Consider the following 4,677-nt stretch of genomic DNA (forward strand, 5'->3'; position numbering starts at 1 on the left):
TTATTGATTTGGTCGATGACAAAAAGTTTGTGCTCGAAAGTAACTTTTTGATAGCTGTTTTTTCGACAGGCTTGATTTGTTGTTGGTTCCATAGATGCTAAAAGTGTTTAATTTTTAGTCAACCTATTTTAGGACGATACAATATACCATTGCCATCATTAAATATAATTTACTAGGTGAAACTTCTGCTTTAAAAAGTGTATAAATTATTCCTATGGCTAATATGCTAAACCCTACTTCTAATCCAGCCGAAATTGAAGATAGAAAAAGCCCCATATTGGATCTACGATGCTCTTTTAAGCCAGCTTCGATTTGTTCCTTCATTATGTCGTAAGGCTCTTTGGGTTGCTCTAAACTATGGGATTTAGTTGGTTTTAAATCGATTTGTTTCATTTCTTGGTTTGTTTTTATTTACATTATGTTTTTGAAGTAATTTAGACGATTTTTGCTTTTAATTTATTTAATATTTTTTTTAGGAATAGGTCGGCAATTGCAATTTTTCTGATGTTCAATATAACATTCAACTCGGTGTTGTATTGTTGAATTTGTAGGCATTAATAGCCATTTTTTATTGAATTTCAAGCTTTCTGCTTTGTTAGAATGGGTTGCATTAAAATTATATTTTAATAATATATATTAGTTACATAATCATTAATATAAGTTGTAAAATTATTAGGTTTAAAAAATATTTTAACTACATATTATTATGTTCATCAGTATTTTAAATTTAAAAAAGAGTATTTTTGAAAATAATTACTATCTATTTGCAGTTTGATTACTTTTCCCCATTAGTTTAACAATCAATTTTTAAACAAAAAGTACTATTTATTTTCTGGTTTGGCATTTATCATCATTGGATAAATTATTTAACAAATGTTCTAAAAGGTTTCTTAAATATGAAAACAACTACTCCAAAAAAATCGGAATTATCTCATTCAGAAACTGAAAAGTCACCTACTATTTCCGACAACAACTTGAAACAATTGAGAAGTATTTTTCAAAATGCACCTGCAGCAATTGCTATTTTTAATGGACCGCAACACAGGTTCATTATGGCAAACCTAAAATATCAAAAACAAAATAACCGCACAGAAAACGATTTATTAGGTAAAACCTATCAAGAAGTATATCCTGAATTGGAAGGCACTGGCTCCTTTGAAATAATTGATAATGTTTATAAAACTGGTAAAACATTTACAGCAAGCGAATATGAAGCCAAGATTGACTTGAATAATAATGGTGTTCCAACACAATATTATTTCAATTTTTCTTTAGAGGCTTTAAAAAACGAATCAGACGAAATATATGGACTAATGGTAATGTCTTATGATGTAACCGAACAAGTTTTAGCCAATAAAAAAATAGAGGATAGTGAACAACGTTTTCGATTGGCAACTGAAGCCTCTGGAGTAGGTATTTGGGAATGGAATGTGATCACAAACCAAATCAAATGGGATGCAAAAATGTTCGAAATTTACGGTGTAAAGCCAACAAATAATGGATTTGTACAATACAATACTTGGAAAGAAGCAGTAGTACCTGAAGATTTTGAGGAGCAAGAAAAAATATTACAGGATACGTTAAAAAATAGCAGCCGCAGCAAGCGCTCTTTTAAAATTTTAAAGCGAGACGATGGCATACTCCGTCATATTGAAGCTGTGGAAACTGTTCGCACCAATACTACTGGGCAAGCTGAATGGTTAATAGGTACCAATATAGATGTTACGAAACAAGTAATTGCACGAAAAAAAATTGAAGAAAGCGAACACAAATATGAAAACTTAATTTTTACTTCGCCTTATATGATTGCCATTTTCAAAGGCAAAAACCTCATTATTGAAATTGCCAACGATGCCATTCTTGAAACTTGGGGCAAAGGAAAAGATGTCATTGGCAAATCGTTTTATGACGTTTTGCCCGAAGCAGTAGAGCAAGGTTTTCATAAATTAATATTGAAAGTATTCGAAACTGGCGAACCCTATAATGCCTATGAAACTCCAATAACACTATGGAGAAATGAAAGGTGGGAATTAATGCATTACAATTTTATATACCAAGCACAACGAAATATGCAAGGCGAAATTGAAGGCGTTGCCATTTTGGCCAATGAAGTAACGCCACATGTGTTAGATAAAATGAGAATTATAGAAAGCGAAGAGCGTTTTCGATTATTGGCAGACAATTTACCATTAAGTATTTTCGTTGCAGAACCTAACATTGAAGCAAATATTAGTTATGTGAATAAATATTGGTTAGAATACACCAAGCAAACATTCGAAGAAGCAATTGGCAAAGGTTGGAATGATATTGTGCATCCAGATGATGTACAACTAATTATGGACGTTTACATTCCTGCTTTTACAAATCGAATTCCATATAGCACACCAAATATTCGCATCAAGCGACATGATGGAGTTTACAGATGGTTCACCTTTCATGGAAATCCTCGTTTTTTAAATAATGGAGAATTTGTTGGAATGATTGGTGCCGGTTTTGATATTACCGAACAAAAACTTTTTGAACTAGAACTCATCGAAGAAAAAATAAAGGCTGACAATGCCGTGCAAGCAAAACAACAATTTTTGAGCAACATGAGCCACGAAATTCGAACGCCGATGAATGCCATTGTTGGATTTACAAACGTGATTTTGAAAACAGAATTAACCGATTCGCAAAAGCAATATCTCGATGCCATAAAAGTCTCGGGCGAGGCACTTGTGGTTTTAATTAATGATATTTTGGATCTCGCCAAAGTAGATTCCGGAAAAATGACTTTTGATAAAATAGCGTTTGATTTGGTAGAATCTATTCACAAAATTGTACAATTATTCGAAATTAAATTAAAAGAGAAAAAATTAAAATTCAATTTGACTTTAGATGATGCTATACCAAACCAAATTATTGGCGACCCAATGCGTTTGCGACAAATAATTTTGAATTTATTGAGCAATGCAGTAAAATTTACAGATAAAGGAAGTATTTCGCTTGATGTAAAAGTACTATCGCATAGCAAAAATAAACTAAATATTGAGTTTAAAATTACCGATACCGGAATAGGAATTGCTAACGAAAAACTAGAAACTATATTCAATAATTTCGAACAAGCCCATGTAGAAACGAGTGCCAATTATGGCGGAACAGGACTAGGTTTGGCAATCGTAAAAAAATTAGTCGAAAATCAGGGCGGTACAATTGTGACGAATAGTGAAATTGGCAAAGGATCTACTTTTTCATTTACTTTAAAATTCAACACAAATAATTTGAGACATAATTTATCGAAAAAAACTACCGAAAATAAGATGATTTGCCAATCTGATATGGAATTGAAAAACATTAAAATTTTAGTTGCCGAAGATATTTTATTAAATCAATTGCTTATAAAAGTAGTTTTAGGAAATTTTAATTTTGAAGTTGAAATTGCCGAAAATGGTAAAATTGCAATCGAAAAAATGAAAACTAATCAATTTGATTTGATACTCATGGACTTGCACATGCCAGAAATGAATGGTTTTGAAGCTACAAAACACATTCGTGAAGAAATGAAATCTCAAATTCCGATTATTGCCCTCACAGCAGATGTCACACAAGCAGACATAGACAAATGCTTGGCTGTCGGCATGAATGATTATGTTTCAAAACCCATTGATGAAAAATTGTTGTATGAAAAAATTGTTAAAGTGATAAATGATAATCAAAAATAAAAGATTTTAGATATCTATACTTATTAACTTAAAATAAGCAGCAATTTATTTAACTAATAGAAACTCTTGCCGCTGTGAAACCGTAGTTATGCAAATTTGATCAAATTCTTCAACGGAAGTAAATTTTAATTGTTCTATAATTTTATATTCATAAAAGACGGTAAAACGTTCTTGCTTAAATGGCCAAGGAGTTACCGTGATCACGTTATCATCTTTATAGAAAACTTGATTAATCACTCCGTCAGGATTTTCAGATATTTCCATTTTGCGTCCTTCTGGCTGAATTTTGTCCATACAAATTAATAATGAAAAAGCATCACACCATTCTACAAAGCGATACAAATGTTTAGCAAACTGGTTATCGAAATTTAAGTTTTCAAGTAATTTTTTTTCGATTTTTTTCTTGGTCTTTCAAAAAGTTATCCATCAACTTATCTTCTCCGTAAACGTGGTCGCTAAAAATAAAATTAAGGTGCATAGAAGTTAGCAAGGCATTTATCTGGCTTTTTGAAGTGGCAAGTTCAATAACATTTTGGTATTGTTTTAAATCGGTTTTCGCAGCACCCTTTTCTACCAAAAAATGACGTGGTGCTCCAGCATCTGTAAGGTTTTTTGGTTGTTTAGTTTCTGCAACGCCATCATCGTGTTCGGCAATGGCAATAAGTGTTGGAACCATAATTTCATTTGGCAAATCAATTTCGAATTGGAAAGCCAACATTGCCGCCAGCAAGCCGTGAGAGCGTTGGGTGGTGATTTTCCAACCTTGATTATGTGAGGTAACAATCATAATTAAATATATTTTGTCTTATTTACATAAAATATTCGCCGCATTCTATGATAAAAATAGTAAATCACAGTTATCCAAATTTAAACCTACTTGACCTTGAATCGAACCTAAAAGTGCGAATCGGCGAAGCAAAGTGCGAACAGACAAAGTAATTTGCGTTCTCATTGGTTAAATGCAAAAACCCTCAAG

At 32.1% G+C, this 4,677-nt stretch carries 4 protein-coding genes; 1 reads left to right on the forward strand and 3 read right to left on the reverse strand.

What is annotated here, in order from left to right; all coding sequences use genetic code 11:
* Positions 1-123 precede the first annotated feature (123 nt).
* Positions 124-393, reverse strand: a complete 270-nt coding sequence (locus RMO70_RS15880) for a hypothetical protein (protein ID WP_310557423.1) — start codon at positions 391-393, stop codon at positions 124-126.
* 503 nt (positions 394-896) lie between these two features.
* Between RMO70_RS15880 and RMO70_RS15885 the strand changes: the two genes are divergently transcribed.
* The gene (locus RMO70_RS15885) at positions 897-3,701 is read left to right on the forward strand and encodes a PAS domain S-box protein (protein ID WP_310557424.1); all 2,805 of its coding nucleotides are present in this window, start codon (positions 897-899) and stop codon (positions 3,699-3,701) included.
* A 45-nt stretch (positions 3,702-3,746) separates the two neighbouring features.
* Here RMO70_RS15885 and RMO70_RS15890 read toward each other — a convergent pair whose 3' ends face one another.
* A complete protein-coding gene (locus RMO70_RS15890) occupies positions 3,747-4,043 on the reverse strand; it encodes a DUF3891 family protein (RefSeq protein ID WP_409025099.1) in 297 nt (98 codons plus the stop codon).
* A gap of 34 nt (positions 4,044-4,077) precedes the next feature.
* Positions 4,078-4,488 (reverse strand): DUF3891 family protein, encoded by a 411-nt coding sequence (locus RMO70_RS15895; protein WP_310557425.1) that lies wholly within the window; start codon positions 4,486-4,488, stop codon positions 4,078-4,080.
* Positions 4,489-4,677: the final 189 nt, after the last annotated feature.

Origin of the sequence: Flavobacterium sp., assembly GCF_031422135.1 — a bacterium.
In the GTDB taxonomy this organism is placed as follows: domain Bacteria; phylum Bacteroidota; class Bacteroidia; order Flavobacteriales; family Flavobacteriaceae; genus Flavobacterium.